Genomic DNA, 20,143 nt, shown 5'->3' on the forward strand with positions numbered 1-20,143 from the left:
TCATTGTAACTTCATCTTTCTAGTTTATGTTGTCGCCAGGGCTTGCTCTGCAAATTATCCTTAAAACGCCGCCACCAGCCCCACCCCAACCACCATCAAAACCGCCCCGGCGACGCGCCAAAAACTCGCCGGGTGCACCTGAAACCCGATCCAGCCGAAGTGGTCGAACACGAGCGAGGCGAGGACGCCCACCGTCACGATGATCCCCAAAAAGGTCGCCGCACCGATGGCGGGGGAGGCGTAGAGCTGGGCCAGGATCAGCAGGATACTCAAGAATCCGCCGAGCCACGCCCACCACGGCACCTGTCCGAGCTGCTGGCCGGTGGGGATTTCGAGTTTTCCGAGCGCGAGGCCGCCGGCGAGCAGGCCGGCGGTGCTGACGAGGAGCGTCAGCAGGGCCGCCGTGACCGGCAGGCCGAGCGACTTCGACAAGGTCGCGTTCTGTCCCGGCTGGATCGCGTTGGCGAGACCGGCGAGGATCGTGAGAGCGTAGAGGAACCACATGGCCGGTCATCCGCCGGGCCTGCGCCCAAGTTTCGGGGGTGCGACACCGGCGCCGTCCCGGCCGCGTGATCCGCCCGGCGCGGCGGGGGCCGGGGTCGCGCCCATGGATCGACCGAGTGGGTCGGTCCGGCGGGTCGAGGCCGAGCCTTTTCGGAAGGCCGCCCGGCCCGGCTCCTCCCCCCCTCATTCCGGGGCGCCGCAGGCGAACCCGGAACCCACCCGCGCCGCACGGCGCCTCACGGGTGGGGTCCGGGTTCCGCTCCGCGGCCCCGGAAGGACAGTCCAAAGGACAGTTCCAAGAACCGGGGCGGCGCTCGGGTCAGGCGACGCCGCCCGCGGCGCGCGCCCCGAGCGCCGCCGATGGCCCCTCGACAAAGCGGGGCGGCGGGAGGAAGGGTGGGGCGGCGCATCGGACCTGTCGTTCGGGACGCGCGCGGGGCGAGGGCGGATGACTGAGGCCACCATCATCGAGGATGTCGCGGGCGGCGTCCGGCTGATCCGCTGGAACCGCCCGGCGAAGAAGAACGCGCTGACCGGGGCAATGTACGACGCCGCCACCGCGGCGCTGGAAGACGCCGACGCCAACTCCGAAACAATCGGGGCGGTGGTGTTCGCCGGGGCGCCCGGCGCCTTCACCGCCGGCAACGACCTTGGCGATTTCTTCGCCGCGGGCACGGCGCCGCGCGAATCCTTTTCGGAGATGCCGGCCCTGCGCTTCATCCGGCAGCTCGCCCGCACCCGCACGCCGCTGGTCGCGGCGGTGGACGGGCTCGCCATCGGCGTCGGCACGACGCTGACGCTGCATTGCGACCTCGTCTACGTCTCGCCGCAGGCGCGCTTCCGCATGCCGTTCGTGGAACTCGGCGTGGTACCGGAGGCCGCCGCGAGCCACCTCCTGCCGCGGCGGATCGGATTCGCCCGCGCCGCGTCGCTGCTGCTCCTGTGCGAGCCGTTCGACGGGGCGGCGGCCGTGTCGATGGGGCTCGCCAACGGCTTGCTGCCCTCCGAGGAGCTGGAGGCGCACGCCCTGGCGCAGGCCGCGCGGCTCGCCGCCCTGCCGCGCCGGGCGGTGCAGGCGACCCGCGCGCTGATGCGCGGCGAGCAGGACGCCGTCGAGGCGGCGATCGAGGCCGAGGCGCAAGCCTTCGAGGCGGGCCTGCGCGATCCGGAGACGCAGGCGCGGCTCGCCCGCTTCCTCTCCGGCAAGGCGTGAGCGCGGCATGGCGCCGTCGTTGCGGGGAAAGGTCTGCCTCGTGGCCGGGGCCTCGCGCGGGGTCGGGCGCGGGCTCGCCCGGGGGCTCGGGGAGGCCGGCGCCACGGTGATCGTCACCGCCCGCTCCTCCGAGACCGGGCGGCGCACCGAAACGCGGCCCGAGACGATCGAGGACACCGCCCGCGCCGTCGATGCGGCGGGGGGCGAGGGGCACCATTACCTGTGCGACCACACCAGCGAGCGGGCGGTGGACGAACTCGTGCACTGGGCGCTGCGCCGGTTCGGGCGGATCGACGTCGCGGCCTCCTCCGTCTGGGGCGGCAACGAGGGCTATGACGGCGCGCGCTACCCCGACGGCGCCGCCTGGGGCACGCCGTTCTGGCGCCGCTCGGCCGAGCCGTTCTCGCAATTTCTGGGGACCGGGCCGTATCCGGGGCTGCTGCTGGCGCGGGCCGTGGCGCCGGCGATGGTGGCGGCCCGGCAGGGGCTGATCGCCTTCGTCTCCTTCGGCACCGAGGACGGATTTCTGGGGGACTTTTATTACGACCTCGCCAAGGCGGCGACGAACCGGCTCGCCTTCGCCTGCGCCGCCGAACTGGCGCCGCACGGGGTCTGCGCGCTGGGGCTCTCGCCGGGCTTCGTCGCCACCGAGCGGGTGCTCGATCTCGGCGAGGAAGCGCTGGCCACCGAGAGCCCGCTCTATGCCGGGCGCGCGCTCGCGGCGCTGGCCGCCGACCCGTCCGTGCTGGACCGGGCCGGACGGACGCTGCATGTCGGGGATCTCGCCCGCGCCTACGGTTTCACCGACGCCGACGGACGCCAGCCGGAGCGCTTCCGGATCGCAGAGGAGATGCCATGAGCCTCAAAGGTAAGACGCTGTTCATCACCGGCGCCTCGCGGGGCATCGGGCTCGCCATCGGCCTGCGCGCCGCCCGCGACGGCGCCAACGTGGCGATCGCCGCCAAGACCGCCGAACCGCACCCGAAGCTCGAAGGCACGATCTTCACCGCCGCCGAGCAGATCGAGCGGGCGGGCGGCCGGGCGCTGCCGCTGACGGTGGATGTCCGCGACGAGGAGGCGGTGAAGGGCGCCCTCGACCAAACCGCGGAAACGTTCGGCGGGATCGACATCGTGGTCAACAACGCGAGCGCGATCTCGCTCTCGAACACGCCCAAGACCGAGATGAAGCGCTTCGACCTGATGCACGGGATCAACGCGCGCGGCACCTACATGGTGAGCAAATACGCGATCCCGCATCTGGAGCGGGCCGAGAACCCGCACATCCTGATGCTCTCGCCGCCCCTCGACATGGCGGAAAAATGGTTCGCGCCGCATCTGGCCTACACCATGGCGAAGTTCGGCATGTCGCTCTGCGTGCTGGGGCTGGCCGGGGAGCTGCGGGGGAGGGGCATCGCGGTCAACGCCCTGTGGCCGCGCACGACCATCGCCACGGCGGCGGTGCAGAACCTGCTCGGCGGCGACGCGCTGATGCAGGCGAGCCGCACGCCGGAGATCATCGCGGACGCCGCCCACGCCCTGTTCCTGAAGGACGCGCGGGGCTTCACCGGCCGATTCCTGATCGACGACACGTTCCTCTCCGAGGAAGGCGTCACGGACTTTTCAAAATACCGCGTCAGAGCAGGCGTCCCGCTTGCGCCGGACTTCTTCGTGCCGGAGACAAGCGTCGCCCCGCCCGGGGCGCTCGACTGAGACGTCACAGGTCGCCACGCCTTGATCTTCACGCACAAGCCCGTCGCGGGCGACACCCAGACGGTGCTGGAGCGCCGCTACCTCGAACTGCAGGAGCCGATCCCCGAGGATACGGTCTGGCTCGACCTCGTGCGCCCGACGCGGGAGGAGGAGGTGAAGGTCGAATCCTTCCTCGGCATCACCGTGCCGACGCGGGAGGAGATGAAGGACATCGAGCCCTCGGAACTGCTCTACGTCGAGGCCGGCGCCCGCTACATGACGGGGCGCGTGCTCTCCCGCGTCAGCGATTCCGAGGAGCCGGGCCTGGCCGGCATCACCTTCATCCTGCGCGACAACCGGCTCATCACCGTGCGCTACGAGGAGCCGCAGGCCTTCCGGATGTACACCCAGCGCGCCGGCCGGGCGACGGGCAACGGGCCGTCCCGCTCGGTCTCGGGCGAATCGATCCTGGCCGGGCTGATCGAGGCGGTGATCGACCGCGCCGCCGACGTGCTCCAGCTCCAGGGCGAGCGGATCGACCGCCTCTCGCGAAAAATCTTCGAGGAGAAGGGCGATCCGTCCTCGCGCAACAACGCGCTGCAGGACACCCTGCGCTCGCTCGGGCGGCACGGCGACCTGATCTCGAAGCAGCGCGAGAGCCTGGTCTCGATGGAGCGCATCCTGCTCTCGCTCTCGGCGACCTACCGCACGGCCAAGGCCCCCCGCGAGCTGCGCGAGGACGTGCGCTCGACCCTGCGCGACCTGCAATCGCTCGAAGAGCACGCGACCTTCATCTCGGCCAAGATCCAGTTCCTGCTCGACGCGACGCTGGGCCTGGTGAACCTCGAGCAGAACAACATCATCAAGCTGTTCTCGGTCATGGCGGTGGTGTTCATGCCCCCCACCCTGATCGCCTCGATCTACGGCATGAACTTCAAGACCATGCCGGAACTCGACTGGCATTTCGGCTACCCCGCCGCGGTCGGCATGATGGTGGTCGCCGCCGTGCTGCCCTACGTGTTCTTCCGCTGGAAGAAGTGGCTGTAGGGGCGCGAGGTCGTCCCTGGCCGTTTCCCGTTGATCGCTTCGGGTCGGCCCCCTCCGCCATCATTCCGGGGCGCCGGAGGCGAACCCGGAATGACGGGCAGGCGGGACCGGAAGGATCAACCGGAAACCGTATGACGCAAGACGGCACCGAGTCCGTCGAGCGGAGACCGTAGGCGGCCTGCGCCGGCCCCGTGGACCCGTCACTTCCGCAGCGGCACGCCCTTGGTGGTGAAGCGCTGCCCGCCGCCCGGGCGATACTCGGGCCGTGGCTGGCCCCGCCCCTTGCCGGGCCCTTGGCCGGCCCCCTTGCCCAGGCCCGTGCCCGGCGGCTGCGAGAACGGCACGAGCTGGTCCGGCCGCGGGCCGATGAGGTCGGCGCGGCCCATCTCCCGCAGCGCCTCGCGCAGAAGCGGCCAGTTCTCGGGGTCGTGGTAGCGCAGGAACGCCTTGTGGAGGCGCCGCTGCCGCAGCCCCTTGATCGCCTCGACCGGCTCGCTGCCGCCGCGCCGCACCCCTTTCAGCGTGTTGACCTCGGTGTGATACATCGCCGTGGCGGTGGCCATGGGCGAGGGCAGGAAGGTCTGCACCTGGTCGGCGCGGTAATCGTTCTTCTTGAGCCAGAGCGCGAGGTGCAGCATGTCCTCGTCGGTCGTGCCGGGATGGGCCGCGATGAAGTACGGGATCAGGTAGTACTTCTTGCCCGCCTGCTTGGCGGCCTCGTCGAACATCTCCTTGAAGCGGTCGTAGGTGCCGATTCCCGGCTTCATCATCAGGTCGAGGGGCCCGCGCTCGGTGTGCTCGGGCGCGATCTTCAGGCGGCCGCCGACGTGATGGGTCACGAGCTCCTTGACGTATTCGGGGCTGCGCACCGCGAGGTCGTAGCGCACGCCCGAGGCCACCATCACCTTCTTGACGCCCTTGACCTCGCGCACCTTGCGGTAGAGCCGGATCAGGTCGTCGTGCGAGGTGTTCAGGTTCGGGCAGATGTCGGGGAAGACGCAGGACGGCAGCCGGCAGGCCGCCTCGATCTTCGGATCCTTGCAGGCCATCCGATACATGTTCGCGGTCGGCCCGCCGACATCCGAGATCACGCCGGTGAAGCCCGGCGTCTTGTCGCGGATCCGCTCGATCTCGCGCAGGATCGAGCCCTCCGAGCGGTTCTGGATGACGCGGCCCTCGTGCTCGGTGATGGAGCAGAAGGTGCAGCCGCCGAAGCAGCCGCGCATGATCGTCACCGAGAACTTGATCATGTCCCAGGCGGGGATCTTGGCGTCGCCGTAGGACGGGTGGGGCGCACGGGCGTAGGGCAGGTCGTAGACCGCGTCCATCTCGTCGCTGGAGAGCGGGATCGGCGGCGGGTTCAACCAGAGGTCGCGGTCGCCGTGGCGCTGGACGAGCGGGCGCGCGTTGCCGGGATTGGCCTCCCGGTGCAGCACCCGCGAGGCGCGGGCATAGGCCTCCTTGTCGTCCTTCACATCCTCGTAGGCGGGAAGGCGGATCACCGTGTCGCCGGGCCGGCGGGCGGCGGCCTCGTCGGTGGAATCGAGGTCGTCGGCGGGCAGCTCGGTGTAGTGCTCGGGCACCCGGCGGAACAGGGCGACGCCCCGGACGGAGTCGAGTTGGTGCGGCGCCTCGCCGGCCGCCAGGCGGTTGGCCACCTCGACCACGGCCCGCTCGGCATTGCCGTAGAGGAGCAGATCCGCCTTCGCGTCGGCCAGGATCGAGCGGCGCACCTTATCGGACCAGTAATCGTAATGCGCGATGCGGCGCAGCGAGGCCTCGATGCCGCCGAGGATGACCGGCACGTCCTTGTAGGCCTCGCGGCAGCGCTGCGTGTAGACGATGGTGCAGCGGTCCGGGCGCTTGCCGCCCTCGCCGCCCGCCGTGTAGGCGTCGTCGTGGCGCAGGCGGCGGTCGGCGGTGTAGCGGTTCACCATCGAATCGAGGTTGCCGCCGGTGACGCCGAAGAACAGCCTCGGCCGGCCCAGCGCCCGGAACGGCTCCGCCGACTGCCAGTCGGGCTGCGCGATGATGCCGACCCGGAACCCCTGCGCTTCGAGCAACCGGCCGATGATGGCCATGCCGAAGCTCGGATGATCGACGTAGGCGTCGCCCGTCACCAGAACGATGTCGCAGGCGTCCCAGCCGAGCGCCGTCATCTCGGCGCGGCTCATCGGCAGAAACGGCGCCGCCTTGCCGGCAGGCGGCCGTTTGCAGGCGAGGGGCGCCAAGACGCCCTCAAAGGACCGCTCGGTCGAAGCTCGGAGTTCCATGGGGCCTACGCATAGGCCGCCCGGACCGAGAGCTCAACAAAAGACGGGACGCGCGAGGGCAGCCGGGACGACGGACAGCGGCTGAACCGAGGCGACAGCGCGGCCCCGCCTCACAGGGGAAAGCGCACCCCGGTGAGCCTCTCGGACATCGTCCACAGCCGCCCGGCCGCCGCGCGGTCGAGGGCGCGGGGGGCGATGGAGGCCGGCCTCGGAAAGCCGCGCGCCTCCCAGACCCCGTCCGGCCCGTAATAGCCGCCGCGCTCCGCCTCCGTCGCGGTGGCGGCGTAGAGGATCGGCAGGGCGCCCTGCGCCGCCGGCTGGCCGATCAGCGAGAAGATGATCCGCCCCGCCCCCTGCTGGAACGCGCCCGCCCGGTCTCCCCGGCGGAACACCTCGGTGACGGCGAGGCCCGGATGCGCGGCGAGCGAGGCGATGCCGGAGCCCGACGCCTTGAGCCGCCGGTCGAGTTCGAGGGCGAACATCAGGAGCGCGAGCTTGCTCTGCCGGTAGGCGGGCTGCGCCGCGTAGGTCTCGCGCCAGTGCAGGTCGTCGAAGCGGATCGTTCCGCTGCGATGGGCGAGGCTCGCCACCGACACCACCCGCGCCGCGGGGCTCAGGGCCGGCAGGAGCAGCCCGGTCAGCGCGAAATGGCCGAGGAAGTTCGTGGCGAGTTGCCGCTCGAACCCGTCCGCACTCTCCTCGCGCCGGGGCACCGCGGCGATGCCGGCGTTGAGCACGAGCCGGTCGATCGACGCCTCCGCCGGCCAGCCCCCGGCGAAGGCGCGCACGGAGGCGAGCGAAGCGGTGTCGATCGGGCGCACGGACAGGTCGGCGCCGGGATGCGCCCGCCGGATCGCCGCGGCGGCGCGCTCCCCCTTCTCGGGATCGCGCACCGCCAGCACCACCGACGCGCCCGCACCGGCCAGCGCCCGCGCGGTCTCGAATCCGAGCCCGGCGCTCGCCCCCGTCACCACGGCGCGGCGGCCGGCCTGGGAGGGGATGTCGGCGACGGTCCAGCGCTGTCTCGCCATCGGGCTTCACGGTCCTCATGAGTTCCGGATCGGAGGGGACGACCGCGCGCGACCGCACGCCGTAACTGGCCCTGACGTCACCGGGCGCGGGTGCCAACGGTCGCGGTGGAAACCGCCCGCGCTCCTGACAGTTCGGCGCCCGTTTTGGAAGCCGCGATGCCAGCCGGCGCGCGCCGGCCCCGCCCTTGCAACGCCGCCGGATCACGGCCCGCCGGCACCGCATCATACCTCTTTTGGAAACGATGCATTTCAATCGTTTCTAATTTTCAAATCAACCGCGACGGTTCATTCTCCTACCGTCAAGCAGCGGTCGCAGCGGCCCGGATCGGACGCCGCCCCAGCCCACCGAACGTCGAGGAGAGGCAGTCATGGCCACGGTCACCACCACGGACGGCACCGAGATCTTCTACAAGGATTGGGGTCCCAAGGACGCGCAGCCGATCATGTTCCACCATGGCTGGCCGCTCTCGTCCGACGACTGGGACGCGCAGATGCTGTTCTTCGTCGGGCAGGGCTTCCGCGTGGTGGCGCATGACCGGCGCGGCCACGGCCGCTCGGCTCAGGTGCCGGACGGGCACGACATGGATCATTACGCCGCCGACGCCTCGGCCGTCGCCGAGCATCTCGACCTGCGCAACGCCGTCCATATCGGCCACTCCACCGGCGGCGGCGAGGTCGCGCGCTACGTCGCCCGGCACGGCGAACCGCAGGGACGCGTGGCCAAGGCGGTGCTGGTGAGCGCCGTGCCCCCCTTGATGCTGAAGACCGAGGCCAATCCGGAGGGCCTGCCGATCGAGGTCTTCGACGGCTTCCGCAAGGCGCTGGCCGACAACCGGGCCCAGTTCTTCCTCGATGTCCCGACCGGCCCGTTCTACGGCTTCAACCGCGACGGTGCGACGGTCCACCAGGGCGTGATCCGCAACTGGTGGCGCCAGGGCATGATGGGTTCGGCCAAGGCGCATTACGAGGGCATCAAGGCCTTCTCGGAAACCGACCAGACCGAGGACCTGAAGGCGATCTCGGTGCCGACGCTCGTGCTCCACGGCGAGGACGACCAGATCGTGCCGATCGTCGCTGCCGCGCACAAGTCGATCAAGCTCCTGCGCAACGGCACGCTGAAGACCTATCCGGGCCTGTCGCACGGCATGCTCACCGTCAACGCCGACCAGCTCAACGCCGACCTCCTCGCCTTCATCCGCGGCTGAGCGGAGGCCGGCCGCGGCCCGGAGCCGCCGGCCGGCCGAAGCCTCGGCGACGATCTTGAGGCGGCGGGCGGATCGCGGCGGGCGACGCGCCGCTCCGTGCTACCCTCCCGGCATGACGGAAGGCTGTGCACCGCCGGATGACGCTTGGGCTCCCTGGCATCCCGGCCAGCTGGCGAGGCGGCTGGTCACAGTCGATCGGCCCTGGTGCATCGTCGGCGGTTGGGCCCTCGATCTCTGGCACGGCTACCAGACCCGCGACCATGACGATCTCGAATTCACGATTCTGCGCGAAGACTTCGGCTGCTTCCGCCGTGCGCTTTCCGCCGTGCGCTTGCGGAGGTGACGTTCTACACGGTGGCCGACGGCCGCATCGAGGCGCTGCCCGACGATGAGGAGCCGCCACCGGACATCGCCCAGATTTGGGGCTTCGACGTGCCCGCCGCCCGCTGGCGCGGCGATCTGATGATCGAGCCGGGCGAGCACGACATCTGGGTCTGCAAGCGATGCCCGACCATCCGGCATCCCCGCGCGGAGATGGTGGCGATGACGCCCGACCGTATCCCCCATCTCAGGCCCGCCGCCGTCCTCCTCTTCAAAGCGAAACATCGGCGTGCCAAGGATCAGGCGGACTTCGAACGGGCCCTGCCGCATCTCGCCCCAGCGGAACGCCTCTGGCTGCGGGACCGACTCGATCGCCTGCATCCCGGACATGATTGGGCGCAGGCGCTGTAGACGAAACGCTGTATAGGTCCCGCATGGCCTCCGACGACAGACCGCTCGCCCTCACCCTCGGCGATCCCTCCGGCATCGGCCCGGAAATCGCGCTCGCCGCGTGGCGGCTGCGGGGCGAACGCGGGGTGCCGCCGTTCCAGCTCATCGGCGATCCGGAATTTCTGGAAGCCACCGCCTACCGGCTCGGTCTGTCGGTGCCCGTGGCCGAGGTCGAGCCCGACGACGCCTGCGAGGTGTTTGCGCGGGCGCTGCCGGTGCTGCCGCTGCCGAGCGGGGCGAAGGTTTCGGCCACGCCCGGCGCGCCGGATTCGGCCAATGCCGGCGCCATCGTCGAGTCGATCACCGCCGCCGTCGATCTGGCGCGCTCCGGCGCGGCCTCGGCGGTCGTGACCAACCCCATCGCCAAGTTCGTGCTGACCCGGGTCGGCTTCGCCCATCCGGGCCATACCGAGTTCCTGGCGGCGCTCGCCGCGCGAGAGGGCCGCGAGCCGCCGCTGCCGGTGATGATGCTGTGGAGCGACATGCTCGCCGTGGTGCCGGTGACGATCCACGTCGCCCTGCGCCGCGTGCCGGACCTGCTGACGCAGGAACTGGTCGAGCGCACCGCGCGCATCGTCCATGCCGACCTGCGCGCCCGCTTCGGCCTGGAGGCTCCCCGCCTCGTCCTGTCGGGCCTCAACCCGCATGCGGGCGAATCCGGCACCATGGGCACCGAGGACCGCGACGTGCTGGCCCCCGCCGTGGCGGTTTTGCGCAGCGAGGGCATCGACATCCGCGGGCCCCTGCCGGCCGACACCCTGTTCCACGAACGCGCCCGGGCGACCTACGACGTGGCGCTGACCCCCACCCACGATCAGGCGCTGATCCCGATCAAGACGCTGGCCTTCGACGAGGGCGTGAACGTCACCCTCGGCCTGCCCTTCGTGCGCACCTCGCCCGACCACGGAACCGCCTTCGACATCGCCGGACAGGGCGTGGCCAAGCCCGACAGCCTGATCGCCGCGCTGCGTCTGGCGCAGCGCCTCGCGCAGCGCCCGGCGAACAACGTCACGCCCTTCCCCGTCTGCGCCTGAACACGCAACCGATGAGCCTTGATGCGTTGAGTGCCGACGGCCTGCCCCCCTTGCGCGAGGTGGTGCGGCGGCATGGGCTGGAGCCGAAGAAGGCGCTCGGCCAGAATTTCCTGTTCGACCTGAACCTCACCGGCCGCATCGCCCGCTCGGCGGGCGCGCTCGACGGCGTCACGGTGGTGGAGGTCGGCCCCGGCCCCGGCGGGCTGACCCGGGCGCTGCTGGCGGCGGGCGCCGAGCGCGTGGTGGCGATCGAGCGCGATCCCCGCGCCCTGCCGGCGCTCGCCGAGATCGCCGCGCATTATCCCGGCCGGCTCGACGTGATCGACGCCGACGCGGTCGGCTTCGACCCGCGCCCGCTGGTCGGCGACGGGCCGGTGCGGATCGTGGCCAACCTCCCCTACAACGTCGCCACCGTGCTGCTCACCGGCTGGCTCGGCGCCGAGACGCGCGACGACAGCTGGCCGCCGTGGTGGGAGTCGGCGACGCTGATGTTCCAGCGCGAGGTCGCCGAGCGCATCGTCGCCGACGAGTCGGACCGGGCCAATTACGGCCGGCTCGGCGTCCTGTGCGGCTGGCGCACGCAGGCCACCATCCTGTTCGACGTCGCGCCCTCCGCCTTCGTGCCGCCGCCGAAGGTCACCTCCAGCATCGTCCACCTGCGCCCGCGCCCCGAGCCGCTGCCCTGCCGGATCGCCGACCTGGAGCGGATCACCCGCGCCGCCTTCGGCCAGCGCCGCAAGATGCTGCGCCAGAGCCTGAAGGCCGCTACCCCCGACCCCGCCCGCCTGCTCGCCGCCGCCGGCCTGCCGGAGACGGCGCGGGCGGAGGAGATTCCGGTGGCGGGCTTCGTGGCGCTGGCGCGGGCGCTGGAGGCGGGGGGATCGTGAAGGCGCCCGGCAATCGGGCCTCCGGGGCCGGGCGACGTCTTTTTGCGGATTTGGGTGCATCCTCTGCATAACCGCCCGTCACGAGCTCCGTGCTGGCCTCTGGCCCAATCCGCGGCTGCTTATGGGTTCGTCTTCCAGCAGGGCCCAATCATGGGCCGGTCCTCGTGCCGAACACGGGTGGGCGCCAAGAGCCCCGTGGATGCGAGACCATCCGTGTGATGCCTGACCGTCGGTTGCGTCCTCAGCGCGACCGAGAAATACAAACTTTCGACTCAATCCGGTCACCCTTCCTGCTGTCCGTCTCCCCCATGAGCGGACATCAGCGGCGTCACCGGGCGGCCACCGGGTCGATGATACAGGCTGGCTGCGCCGCTGCTCTCACAGCTTCGGAAAGGCTGCCGCCAAGTGGTCTATCAGCGCACGCACTGCCGGCGGCAGGCCGCGCCGGGTCGTGAAGACGAGGTGGACGATACCGGCCTGACCCTGCCAATCCCGGAGAATGTGGACGAGCTTGCCCGCGGTGAGGTGACCGGCGCAGACATGGTCGGGCAGGTAGGCGATGCCGATGCCCTCCGCGGCGGCGTCACACAGGACCGCGAAGTCGCTGCACGTCATGCGCGGTTCATGGCGCAGACGATAGATTGCTCCACCGGCCTGTTCGAACCGCCATTCCACCTCGCCTTGGTCGTCGCTCGTGCCGAGGGTCGGGAAGGAGCCCAGGGAGGCGATGTCAGCGCCGAGCCGGCTGGCGACCTGGGGGCTCGCAACCAGGATCCAGCGCGAGTGCCCCAGCGAGCGCATCGTCAACGAGGCGTCGCTGTCGAGCTCCCGCCGCACGCGCACGGCCACGTCGATGCGTTCCTCGATCAGATCGACGGGCCTGTCGATCGCGATGAGTTGCAGGCTGACCTTCGGGTAGCGGGCCAGGAAGGCGCGCACGGACGCCGAGACGACTTCCACCAAGCCCTTCGGGCAGCTCATGCGGATGCGCCCGTGCGGCTCGGCCTGCGCCTCCGCGACGAGTGCCTCGGCCCGCTCGGCCTCCACCATCATCGCTCGGCAACGCTCGTAGAAGCTTTGCCCGACCTCGGTGACGCGGAAGCGCCGGCTCGACCGCTCGATCAGGCGCAGGCCCAACCGGGCCTCGATGGCCGCGACCCGGCGACTGAGCTTCGACTTCGGCTCGCGCAGCGCTCGGCCTGCGGCGGCGAAGCCCCCATGAGCGACGACCTCGGCGAAGTAGCGATAGTCGTTGAGATCGGCGCGCATCATCGTTCCTTCTATGGAACGCTACGTGCCACGTTTGCCTTCTACTCGCATCATCGTTCTCGAAGCATCTCTCTCATCAGCGGCGGGCAAAGCCGAACGATGGAGAATGACGATGACGAAGCGTTTCGAAAACAAGGTGGTGGTGGTGACCGGCGCCACCAGCGGCATCGGTCTGGCGATGGCGAAGGCCTTCTCGGAGGAGGGCGCGTCGGTGTTCATCACCGGTCGCCGGCAGGAAGCGCTCGACGCCGCGGCCAAGCGTATCGGCGGGCGCGTCACCGGCGTCCGGGGCGACATGGCACTGCTCGCCGACATCGACCGCCTCTACGACGCGGTCCAGCAGAAGCATGCGCACATCGACGTGGTGGTCGTGAACGCAGGCGGTGGCGAGTTCGCTCCGCTGGGCGCCATCACCGAGGAGCAGTTCGACAGCACGTTCGACACCAACGTGAAGGGCACGCTGTTCACGGTCCAGAAGGCCCTTCCGCTTCTCAAGGATGGCAGCGCGGTCGTCCTGACGGGCTCGACCGCCGGCAGCGAAGGGACGCCAGCCTTCAGCGTCTACTCGGCCAGCAAAGCGGCGGTGCGCAACTTCGCTCGCACCTGGATCCTCGACCTGAAGGAGCGCCGCATCCGGGTTAATGTCGTGAGCCCCGGCGCGACGCGCACGCCCGGCCTCGTTGGTCTTGCCGGCACGGATGCGGAGAAACAGCAGGGCCTCCTCGACTTCCTGGGCTCACGCATCCCGCTCGGGCGTGTGGGTGAGCCGGAGGAGATCGCGAAGGCGGCCCTCTTCCTGGCGTCGGACGAGGCGAGCTTCGTCAACGGCGTGGAGTTCTTCGTCGATGGTGGTCAAGCGCAGATCTGAGCGGGCGGCAACCAAGGTCGGCTCTGGAGCATCACAGCCTCGGAGCCGGCGGTCCACACTCCACCCAACACGGACCTTCCAGCAAGCGCGGTGACATATCACTCCTCGATGACCGGAGGCTCTGATCGGCCACCGTGCGCCCCGCGACGATGGCAAGTCTCGGCGCCCGGCGATCCGGGGCGCGACAGGGCCGGATCGGGCGCCTGGGGCCGCACCTATCGGAGCTTCATCAGATCGTCGATCGCGCGCTCGACCTTTAGCCGCGCGGCATAGTGCGTCATGTGGCCGATGCCGGGCAGGAGCCGCAGGGTGCTGCCGGGGATCGTCGTGTGCAGCCGCACCGAGTGCTCGCCGGCCTTGACGATGGCGTCCGCGTCCCCGGCCAGGATCGAGACCGGCAGCGTCAAACCCCCGTAGCGGCGCTGGAGCCCGGTGACGGCCGCGTTCATCGAGGCGGCGTCCTCCGAGACCGCCCGCGCCTGCGTCGCCGCCGCCGCGATCTCGACGGGGAAGCGCGCCTTGAACCGGGCCGGCACGGCCTGCGGCCAGAACACGGGCCGGAACGACTGCTCGGTGAGCGCCGCGCTCATCTTCGCGGGCACCAGTGCGCGGGCCGCGTCGCCGAGGCCCGGTATGGCAAGCGGGGCGATCAGGGCCGCGTCGGCTCGATGTCCCGGAAAGTAGGAGCCCGAGAGCAGCACGAGCCCGCGCAGGGTCCGCCGCCCGTCGGCGGCAAGCGCCAGCGCGACGATCGTGCCCCAGGAATGCCCGACCACGAGGGGCCGCTCGACGGCGAGCTGTTCCAGCACCCGGTGCAGGAGCACGGCCTGGGCTTGAGCCGTCCAGAGGCGGTGGCGGGGGCGGGCGGTATAGCCGAAGCCGGGGCGGTCGATCGCGATGACCCGGTAGCGCGCCGCCAGCCGGTCGATCAGGCCGCAGATCGCAAAATCCTCGGCCATGGTGCCGTTGCCGTGGACGAGCACCACCGGACGCCCGCGCCCGCGCAGGATCACGTGCACGGGCAGGCCGTCGACGGTCACGAACCGGCCGGGGGGCCGGCGGACGGTCTCGGGGCCGGAGGAGGCGAAGGCCGCCTCGACCACCTTCTCGGTGTGCCGGACCGTCCGCTTCACGGATCGGGCCGTCGCCTTGCGCGTCTCGCGGATCGCCTGCTCGGTCGATCGGGTCACGGCCTTGCTGGCCGCATCGGCGGCGGCCTTGATCGACCGCGTGACCTGCCGCGTCGTGCGGTTCAAGCTTCGGCGCACGAGGCGCCGGGTCTGACGAGAAGGATCGAAGGGAAACACGGCGCCTCGCGGGGCAGCGGGCCGATCCAGCCCCGGGTTGCTGGTCCCGCCTCGTCGGGGCGACACCTCACCGCGACGCACCGAAGCGCCGCCCGCCGACACTACCGAGTTTCTGCCGCAGCGCACAACCGTGGGGGAGGGCGCGTGGAGAACGGCGGATGCCTTCCCCTCAATGGGCCGGCAGCGAGGCCTCCGCCTTGTCGTGCTGGCCGAAGCGCTCGACCAGGGTGGCGCTGGCCTCGTTGAGGCCCACCACCTCCACCGCCTTGCCGGCGGCGCGGGCCTTCATCACCACGCGGTCGAGGGCGCCCACCGCCGAGATGTCCCAGAAATGCGCCGCGTGCACGTCGATGACGAGGCGCTCCACCGGCTCGCGGATGTCGATCGCCTCGGCGAAGGTGCCGGCCGAGGCGAAGAACACCTGGCCCGAGACCCGGTAGGTGCGGGTGCGCCCGTCCGGCGACAGCTCGGAGGCGATCCGGCTCATCCGCGCGACCTTTCCGGCGAAGAACACGCCCGAGAGCAGGACGCCGACGAGCACGCCGATGGCGAGATCCCGGGTCGCGACCACCACGGCGACGGTGGCGAGCATCACCACCGAGGAGGGCAGCGGATTGCTGCGCAGCTCCGCGAGCGAGCGCCAGGAGAAGGTGTTCAATGAGACCATGATCATCACCGCCGTCAGCGCCGCCACGGGCACGATGGCGAGAAGATCCTGCAGCAGCACCAGCAGCACGAGGAGGAAGGCGCCCGCCACCAGGGTCGAGAGCCGGCCGCGGGCGCCGGACGAGACGTTGATGACCGATTGCCCGATCATGGCGCAGCCGCCCATGCCGCCGAACAGGGCCGAGCTCATGTTGGCCACGCCCTGGCCCATGCATTCGCGGTTCTTGGAGCTGCCGGTATCAGTCATGTCGTCGACGATCTGCGCCGTAAGCAGGCTCTCCAGCAGGCCGACCGCCGCGAGCGTCGCGGAGTAGGGCAGGATGATGCGCAGGGTCTCGAGGGTCAGCGGCACCTCCGGCAGGGCCAGGCTCGGCAGGGTGGTCGGCAGCGCACCGAGATGGGCGACGGTGCGCACGTCGAGCCCGAGATAGGCGGTCAGCGCGGTGAGCACGGCGATGGCGACGAGCGGCGAGGGCACCGCGCGGGTGAGCCTCGGGAAGCCGTAGATGATGGCGAGCCCCAGCGCGATCAGGCCGTAGGTGGCCGGGGTCACGCCGGTGAGTTCGGGCAGCTGCGCTAAAAAGATCAGGATCGCCAGCGCGTTGACGAAGCCGGTCATCACCGAGCGCGAGACGAAGCGCATCAGCCGCCCGAGCCGGGCGAGCCCGGCGAGGATCTGGAACACGCCCATCAGGATGGTGGCGGCGAAGAGATACTGGACGCCGTGGTCGCGCACGAGATCGACCATCACCACCGCGGTGGCGGCGGTGGCGGCCGAGATCATGGCCGGACGCCCACCAGCGAAGGCGATGACGCAGGCGATCACCACGGAGGCGTAGAGCCCGACCTTGGGATCGACCCCGGCGATGACCGAGAAGCCGATCGCCTCCGGGATCAGGGCGAGGGCGACGACGATGCCGGAAAGGGTGTCGGCCCACGGGTTCGCGAACCACGCGCGGGCGGCTTGTCGGGCAGGGGACATCTGAGAAAATTTCCGCAGGGGGACGCGGCACCGCGCGGGCGGCGGAGCCAGAAAGGCGTCTCGAATGCGTGATCCGGCGGATCGGCGGCCGGAAGAGCCACCCGGGCTTGCACCGGGTCCAGGCGAATATTCGGGCTTGTAGAACGTCAGGTATCGCAGCGCAACACGGAAGACCGGCCGCGCCTCAGGCGGTGGCTGCCGATCGACTCGGCACACTCACTTCCACCTCCGGCCGCCTCGGCCGTGGTGCGAAGTCCGGCGACGCCGGCTTCCGCTCGGCTCCGGCGCCCGCAGGACGGTCCGACGCGCCGGCCGTGACCGGCGCGCGCGTCTCCGCCAGGGCGTGCACGGCCATCGTCTCGCTGCGGCCGCGCAGGCGGTAGCCTCCGAGCGCCTCGGCCTCGATCCCGTCGGGGAGGGCGGGCAGCCGGGCCAGGACGGCATCCGAGATCAGCACGCTCCGCCCGGTCTCCCGGCACAGCCCCTCCAGCCGGGCGGTCGCGTTCATGACGTCGCCGAAATAGGCGATCTTGTGCCGGTCGACGCCGACCTCCGCCGTCACGACGCTGCCGCCGTGCAGGGCCGCGCGCAGTTCGGGAACGAGACCGAAGCGCGCGAGCCAACCGTCCCGGTCGGCCTCGAGGGTCCGGCGGATCGCGAAGACGCAGGCGACGCAGCGCGCCCGCTCGATGCCCCGCGCGAGGGGCCAGGAGACGATGACCTGATCGCCGACATAGTCGTCGATTTGCCCGCGGTAGCGCCGCACCGGCTCGGCGATCGCGGCGAAGACGGCCTTCAGGAGCTCCTGCGCCGCGAGATCGCCGTGCCTCTCCGCGTAGGTTGTCGATCCGACGAGATCGAGGAAGAGGAACACGCGCTCCTCGCTGACCGGGCGGTGGTAGCGCCCGAGGATGAGGCTCGTGAACGTCTCGCTGCCGATCAGGTCACGAACGCGCAGAACGGCGACGATCAGCGCCGACACCGCCAGCGCGAAGGGGATCGTGAGGAGCTTCGGTGTCACGGCCTCCAGGAAGGTCTTGTCCGCGATGCCGAGCCCCCAGACGATCGAGCCGGTCAACGACATCGCGGTCACGATCACGAGGACCAGGCTGATCTCGGCGGCCGCGAAATAGGCAAGCGTCGGCAGCTGCCGCAGGCGCCGGCTATAATCGGCGAGGAAGAGGCCGCGCTCGTAGGCGATCACCAGGAGCCCGACACCGGTGCCGTAGAGGACACCGGCGAGCTTCGGCCCATCGGCGAACAGGAGACCGTGCAGCGCGCCGAACGCGGCGCTGACGGCGGCCATAATCATCCAGAAAAGCGGAGTGCCGTTCGACATGGTCTTCATCGGCTCCGGGACCCGCCGAAGGAGTAGAGAAGCAATCGCGGCGACAGCGTGACCCGCGAAGACTTTCCGATGTCCTCCACCCTCTCATCGTGCGGCATCGCACGGATTGAAAATACGCAGAACCGGACCGGGACCACGAGGCGGATTATTTCCGCACCTCATTCGTGTTGGACCATCGGTCGATAGAGCCACCACTTCGAACCCGCCTCATCCGTGCGCCCGCTCGCTTCGGGGTCGGCCGGGATGCCTCACCGCAGGAAGCTGACCGCCACCGGCACCAGGATCGCGGTCAGGAAGGCGTTGAGCCCCATGGCGATGCCGGCGAAGGTGCCGGCAACCTCGCTGACCTGGAAGGCGCGGGCGGTGCCGAGACCGTGGGCGGCGAGCCCCGCCGCGAAGCCGCGGGCGCGCATGTCCTCGATGCGCAGGATCCGCATCAGCGGCGTGACGATCACCGCGCCGGCCATGCCGGTCAGCATCACAAGCACGGCAGCCAGCGTCGGGTCGCCGCCGAGGGCTTCGACGATGCCCATGGCGACGCCCGTGGTCACGGATTTCGGGGCCATGGCGAGCCGCACGTCGTCGGGGATGCCGGCCAGCCGCGCGAAGACGAGCGCCGAGGTCATCGCCGTGACGCAGCCGACCAGAAGGGCGGCGAGCATCGGCAGGAGCGCGCGCATCACCGTCGCCCGCCGCTCGTAGAGCGGCACGGCCAGCGCCACCGTGGCCGGCCCGAGCAGGAAGTGCACGAACTGCGCGCCCTCGAAATAGGCCCGGTAGGGCGTGCCGGTGAGCGTCAGCACGAGACCGATCATCCAGATCGCGTGGATCACCGGATTGGCGAGCGGGTGGCGCCCCGCCGCCTGAAAGGCGCGGTCGGCCACGGCGTAGGCCAGCAGCGTCACGGTGAGCCACAGCAGCGGCGTGTGGCTCAGATAGACCCAGAGGGCGAACTCGCCGGTCATCGGCGATCCAGCATCCGCGAAACCGCGACGAAGGTGAGCACGGTCGCCGCCAGCGTCAGGGTCACGGAGACGAGGAGCACCAGGGCGAGCGCGAGGCCGTGGCTCGCCAGCACGTCGAGCTTGCCGACGATGCCGACGCCGGCCGGCACGAACAGGATCGAGAGATGCGCAAGCATCCCCTTGGCGGTGCCCTCCAGCCCGCCATCGACCAGCGGCGGCGGCAGCCAGCGGGTCGAGGCCGGCTGCGTCCGGTCGCGCAGGACCAGGAAGGCGAGAAGCAGCGCCATGCCGATCACCGGCCCCGGCACCGGCAGGCCGGCGGCGCGGGCGGCGACCTCGCCGAGGAGCTGGGCGAGCAGGATCAGGGTCAGGCTGACGATCATTGCAACGTCCGGGATCCCGAAGGGATCATCCCTTTGGCGGGGCACCAGGGTGGAACCCCGGCAATCTTCCAGGGCCCTGCCCTGGACCCGCGAAAAGGCTCGCCTTTTCGAAATCCGGATTCATCATCACGCGCCGGCGGGCTCGCGGAAGCCGCGGTCGCGGGCGGCGGCGATCGCCGGCTCGTCGAAGCCGAGCAGCTTGCCGAGGCGCCAGACCAGCGCCTCCTCGAACTCGTGCAGGTCGCCGTCGGCGCCGGCCACCGACCACGCCATGGCGAGCAGCCGCCCGCGCTCCTCCGGGCTGCTGCCGTCGCTGCCGATCAGTTCGACCAGGCTCGTCATGTCGCGGGTCTGCGCCTCGAAGGTGGCGGCGCGCTCGATCAGGCCCTGCGCCTCCGCGTCGCTCTCCGCGTAGCGGCGGCGCACCAGCCGCACCAGCCGCTCGGATTCCGCCGGGTCGAGCACGCCGTCGGCGCGGGCGACGTGGACGAGGAGCGCGGTCGCCGCGAGATGCTCCTCGCTGCCGTCCGGCACCGTCTCGGCCGGGGCCGGCAGGCCGAAGGCCGAGGAGGCGTAGGCGAGGAGCCGCTGGAGGAGGGCCATGTCCGTTCCCGTCCGGTCTTGTGCCCTCGCGCGGCCTCCGGTGACCGGCCGCCTGCCCGGCCGCGGGGACGCGGCGGGCGTTTCGCGAGAGACGCTTG

At 70.7% G+C, this 20,143-nt stretch carries 20 protein-coding genes and 1 other annotated feature; of the genes, 10 read left to right on the forward strand and 10 right to left on the reverse strand.

Annotated elements, in window-relative coordinates; translation table 11 throughout:
- Nucleotides 1-60 precede the first annotated feature (60 nt).
- Nucleotides 61-504 carry a DMT family transporter gene (locus MPPM_RS19360; protein WP_096486454.1) on the reverse strand — a complete coding sequence of 148 codons (444 nt, stop codon included), beginning with the start codon at nt 502-504 and terminating at the stop codon, nt 61-63.
- 448 nt (nt 505-952) lie between these two features.
- Between MPPM_RS19360 and MPPM_RS19365 the strand changes: the two genes are divergently transcribed.
- The 4 genes from MPPM_RS19365 to MPPM_RS19380 are packed head-to-tail and all read left to right on the forward strand — an operon-like array spanning nt 953 to nt 4,453.
- A complete protein-coding gene (locus MPPM_RS19365) occupies nt 953-1,717 on the forward strand; it encodes an enoyl-CoA hydratase-related protein (protein ID WP_096486455.1) in 765 nt (254 codons plus the stop codon).
- A gap of 7 nt (nt 1,718-1,724) precedes the next feature.
- Nucleotides 1,725-2,576, forward strand: a complete 852-nt coding sequence (locus MPPM_RS19370; RefSeq protein ID WP_096486456.1) for an SDR family NAD(P)-dependent oxidoreductase — start codon at nt 1,725-1,727, stop codon at nt 2,574-2,576.
- Nucleotides 2,573-3,427 carry an SDR family oxidoreductase gene (locus tag MPPM_RS19375; protein WP_096486457.1) on the forward strand — a complete coding sequence of 285 codons (855 nt, stop codon included), beginning with the start codon at nt 2,573-2,575 and terminating at the stop codon, nt 3,425-3,427. The genes MPPM_RS19370 and MPPM_RS19375 overlap by 4 nt, the downstream gene beginning before the upstream one ends.
- 21 nt (nt 3,428-3,448) lie before the next feature.
- Nucleotides 3,449-4,453 carry a magnesium transporter CorA family protein gene (locus MPPM_RS19380; RefSeq protein WP_096486458.1) on the forward strand — a complete coding sequence of 335 codons (1,005 nt, stop codon included), beginning with the start codon at nt 3,449-3,451 and terminating at the stop codon, nt 4,451-4,453.
- 200 nt (nt 4,454-4,653) lie between these two features.
- Here MPPM_RS19380 and MPPM_RS19385 read toward each other — a convergent pair whose 3' ends face one another.
- Nucleotides 4,654-6,627: a YgiQ family radical SAM protein gene (locus MPPM_RS19385; protein WP_244573355.1), complete on the reverse strand. Its 1,974-nt coding sequence runs from the start codon at nt 6,625-6,627 to the stop codon at nt 4,654-4,656.
- A 209-nt stretch (nt 6,628-6,836) separates the two neighbouring features.
- Entirely contained in the window at nt 6,837-7,757 is a 921-nt protein-coding gene (locus MPPM_RS19390) for an oxidoreductase (RefSeq protein WP_096486460.1), read from the reverse strand.
- Nucleotides 7,758-8,125: 368 nt separating this feature from the next.
- On the opposite strand from MPPM_RS19390, the gene MPPM_RS19395 reads away from it, so the two are divergent.
- From MPPM_RS19395 to rsmA, 5 genes are all read left to right on the forward strand, one after another.
- Complete coding sequence (locus tag MPPM_RS19395; RefSeq protein ID WP_096486461.1) at nt 8,126-8,962, forward strand: alpha/beta fold hydrolase; 837 nt, start codon at nt 8,126-8,128, stop codon at nt 8,960-8,962.
- Between the two features lie 112 nt (nt 8,963-9,074).
- Nucleotides 9,075-9,305: a nucleotidyltransferase domain-containing protein gene (locus MPPM_RS29370; RefSeq protein ID WP_432419823.1), complete on the forward strand. Its 231-nt coding sequence runs from the start codon at nt 9,075-9,077 to the stop codon at nt 9,303-9,305.
- Nucleotides 9,302-9,694, forward strand: coding sequence for an amino acid transporter (locus MPPM_RS28985; protein WP_244573356.1), 393 nt, complete (start codon nt 9,302-9,304; stop codon nt 9,692-9,694). Before MPPM_RS29370 ends, MPPM_RS28985 begins: the two co-directional genes overlap by 4 nt.
- A 23-nt stretch (nt 9,695-9,717) precedes the next feature.
- Complete coding sequence (gene pdxA / locus MPPM_RS19405; protein WP_096486462.1) at nt 9,718-10,767, forward strand: 4-hydroxythreonine-4-phosphate dehydrogenase PdxA; 1,050 nt, start codon at nt 9,718-9,720, stop codon at nt 10,765-10,767.
- Nucleotides 10,768-10,778: 11 nt separating this feature from the next.
- Complete coding sequence (gene rsmA / locus MPPM_RS19410) at nt 10,779-11,654, forward strand: 16S rRNA (adenine(1518)-N(6)/adenine(1519)-N(6))-dimethyltransferase RsmA (protein WP_096486463.1); 876 nt, start codon at nt 10,779-10,781, stop codon at nt 11,652-11,654.
- Nucleotides 11,655-12,032: 378 nt separating this feature from the next.
- Here rsmA and MPPM_RS19415 read toward each other — a convergent pair whose 3' ends face one another.
- Entirely contained in the window at nt 12,033-12,926 is an 894-nt protein-coding gene (locus tag MPPM_RS19415; RefSeq protein ID WP_096486464.1) for a LysR substrate-binding domain-containing protein, read from the reverse strand.
- Between the two features lie 109 nt (nt 12,927-13,035).
- On the opposite strand from MPPM_RS19415, the gene MPPM_RS19420 reads away from it, so the two are divergent.
- Nucleotides 13,036-13,791 carry an SDR family NAD(P)-dependent oxidoreductase gene (locus MPPM_RS19420; protein ID WP_096487934.1) on the forward strand — a complete coding sequence of 252 codons (756 nt, stop codon included), beginning with the start codon at nt 13,036-13,038 and terminating at the stop codon, nt 13,789-13,791.
- A 215-nt stretch (nt 13,792-14,006) separates the two neighbouring features.
- On the opposite strand, the gene MPPM_RS19425 is transcribed toward MPPM_RS19420, so the two are convergent.
- The 6 genes from MPPM_RS19425 to MPPM_RS19450 all read right to left on the reverse strand — a co-directional run bounded on the left by MPPM_RS19425 (nt 14,007) and on the right by MPPM_RS19450 (nt 20,045).
- Nucleotides 14,007-15,098, reverse strand: a complete 1,092-nt coding sequence (locus tag MPPM_RS19425; protein WP_096486465.1) for an alpha/beta fold hydrolase — start codon at nt 15,096-15,098, stop codon at nt 14,007-14,009.
- Nucleotides 15,099-15,267: 169 nt separating this feature from the next.
- On the reverse strand, nt 15,268-16,746 hold the full coding sequence (locus tag MPPM_RS19430; protein ID WP_096486466.1) for a SulP family inorganic anion transporter: 1,479 nt from the start codon (nt 16,744-16,746) through the stop codon (nt 15,268-15,270).
- A gap of 67 nt (nt 16,747-16,813) precedes the next feature.
- Nucleotides 16,814-16,869 (reverse strand) — a sequence feature (sul1 is cis-regulatory element that is thought to sense ions involved in sulfur or methionine metabolism; They are found in Alphaproteobacteria).
- Nucleotides 16,870-16,930: 61 nt separating this feature from the next.
- Nucleotides 16,931-18,085 carry an adenylate/guanylate cyclase domain-containing protein gene (locus MPPM_RS19435; RefSeq protein ID WP_096487935.1) on the reverse strand — a complete coding sequence of 385 codons (1,155 nt, stop codon included), beginning with the start codon at nt 18,083-18,085 and terminating at the stop codon, nt 16,931-16,933.
- Nucleotides 18,086-18,342: 257 nt separating this feature from the next.
- A complete protein-coding gene (locus MPPM_RS19440; RefSeq protein WP_096486467.1) occupies nt 18,343-19,059 on the reverse strand; it encodes an LrgB family protein in 717 nt (238 codons plus the stop codon).
- Nucleotides 19,056-19,442: a CidA/LrgA family protein gene (locus tag MPPM_RS19445; protein WP_096486468.1), complete on the reverse strand. Its 387-nt coding sequence runs from the start codon at nt 19,440-19,442 to the stop codon at nt 19,056-19,058. Before MPPM_RS19445 ends, MPPM_RS19440 begins: the two co-directional genes overlap by 4 nt.
- Nucleotides 19,443-19,568: 126 nt before the next feature.
- On the reverse strand, nt 19,569-20,045 hold the full coding sequence (locus MPPM_RS19450) for a tellurite resistance TerB family protein (protein ID WP_096486469.1): 477 nt from the start codon (nt 20,043-20,045) through the stop codon (nt 19,569-19,571).
- Nucleotides 20,046-20,143: the final 98 nt, after the last annotated feature.

This window comes from Methylorubrum populi (assembly GCF_002355515.1).
In the GTDB taxonomy this organism is placed as follows: Bacteria; Pseudomonadota; Alphaproteobacteria; order Rhizobiales; family Beijerinckiaceae; genus Methylobacterium; species Methylobacterium populi_A.

What these genes read in the sequence shown, in the direction of transcription:
- MPPM_RS19360 (WP_096486454.1), bottom strand. Translation starts at nt 504, where the DNA reads ATGTGGTTCCTCTACGCTCTCACGATCCTCGCCGGTCTCGCCAACGCG.
- MPPM_RS19365 (WP_096486455.1), top strand. Translation starts at nt 953, where the DNA reads ATGACTGAGGCCACCATCATCGAGGATGTCGCGGGCGGCGTCCGGCTG.
- MPPM_RS19370 (WP_096486456.1), top strand. Translation starts at nt 1,725, where the DNA reads ATGGCGCCGTCGTTGCGGGGAAAGGTCTGCCTCGTGGCCGGGGCCTCG.
- MPPM_RS19375 (WP_096486457.1), top strand. Translation starts at nt 2,573, where the DNA reads ATGAGCCTCAAAGGTAAGACGCTGTTCATCACCGGCGCCTCGCGGGGC.
- MPPM_RS19385 (WP_244573355.1), bottom strand. Translation starts at nt 6,627, where the DNA reads ATGAGCCGCGCCGAGATGACGGCGCTCGGCTGGGACGCCTGCGACATC.
- MPPM_RS19390 (WP_096486460.1), bottom strand. Translation starts at nt 7,757, where the DNA reads ATGGCGAGACAGCGCTGGACCGTCGCCGACATCCCCTCCCAGGCCGGC.
- MPPM_RS19395 (WP_096486461.1), top strand. Translation starts at nt 8,126, where the DNA reads ATGGCCACGGTCACCACCACGGACGGCACCGAGATCTTCTACAAGGAT.
- MPPM_RS29370 (WP_432419823.1), top strand. Translation starts at nt 9,075, where the DNA reads ATGACGGAAGGCTGTGCACCGCCGGATGACGCTTGGGCTCCCTGGCAT.
- pdxA (WP_096486462.1), top strand. Translation starts at nt 9,718, where the DNA reads ATGGCCTCCGACGACAGACCGCTCGCCCTCACCCTCGGCGATCCCTCC.
- rsmA (WP_096486463.1), top strand. Translation starts at nt 10,779, where the DNA reads ATGAGCCTTGATGCGTTGAGTGCCGACGGCCTGCCCCCCTTGCGCGAG.
- MPPM_RS19415 (WP_096486464.1), bottom strand. Translation starts at nt 12,926, where the DNA reads ATGATGCGCGCCGATCTCAACGACTATCGCTACTTCGCCGAGGTCGTC.
- MPPM_RS19420 (WP_096487934.1), top strand. Translation starts at nt 13,036, where the DNA reads ATGACGAAGCGTTTCGAAAACAAGGTGGTGGTGGTGACCGGCGCCACC.
- MPPM_RS19430 (WP_096486466.1), bottom strand. Translation starts at nt 16,746, where the DNA reads ATGTCCCCTGCCCGACAAGCCGCCCGCGCGTGGTTCGCGAACCCGTGG.
- MPPM_RS19435 (WP_096487935.1), bottom strand. Translation starts at nt 18,085, where the DNA reads ATGTCGAACGGCACTCCGCTTTTCTGGATGATTATGGCCGCCGTCAGC.
- MPPM_RS19440 (WP_096486467.1), bottom strand. Translation starts at nt 19,059, where the DNA reads ATGACCGGCGAGTTCGCCCTCTGGGTCTATCTGAGCCACACGCCGCTG.
- MPPM_RS19445 (WP_096486468.1), bottom strand. Translation starts at nt 19,442, where the DNA reads ATGATCGTCAGCCTGACCCTGATCCTGCTCGCCCAGCTCCTCGGCGAG.
- MPPM_RS19450 (WP_096486469.1), bottom strand. Translation starts at nt 20,045, where the DNA reads ATGGCCCTCCTCCAGCGGCTCCTCGCCTACGCCTCCTCGGCCTTCGGC.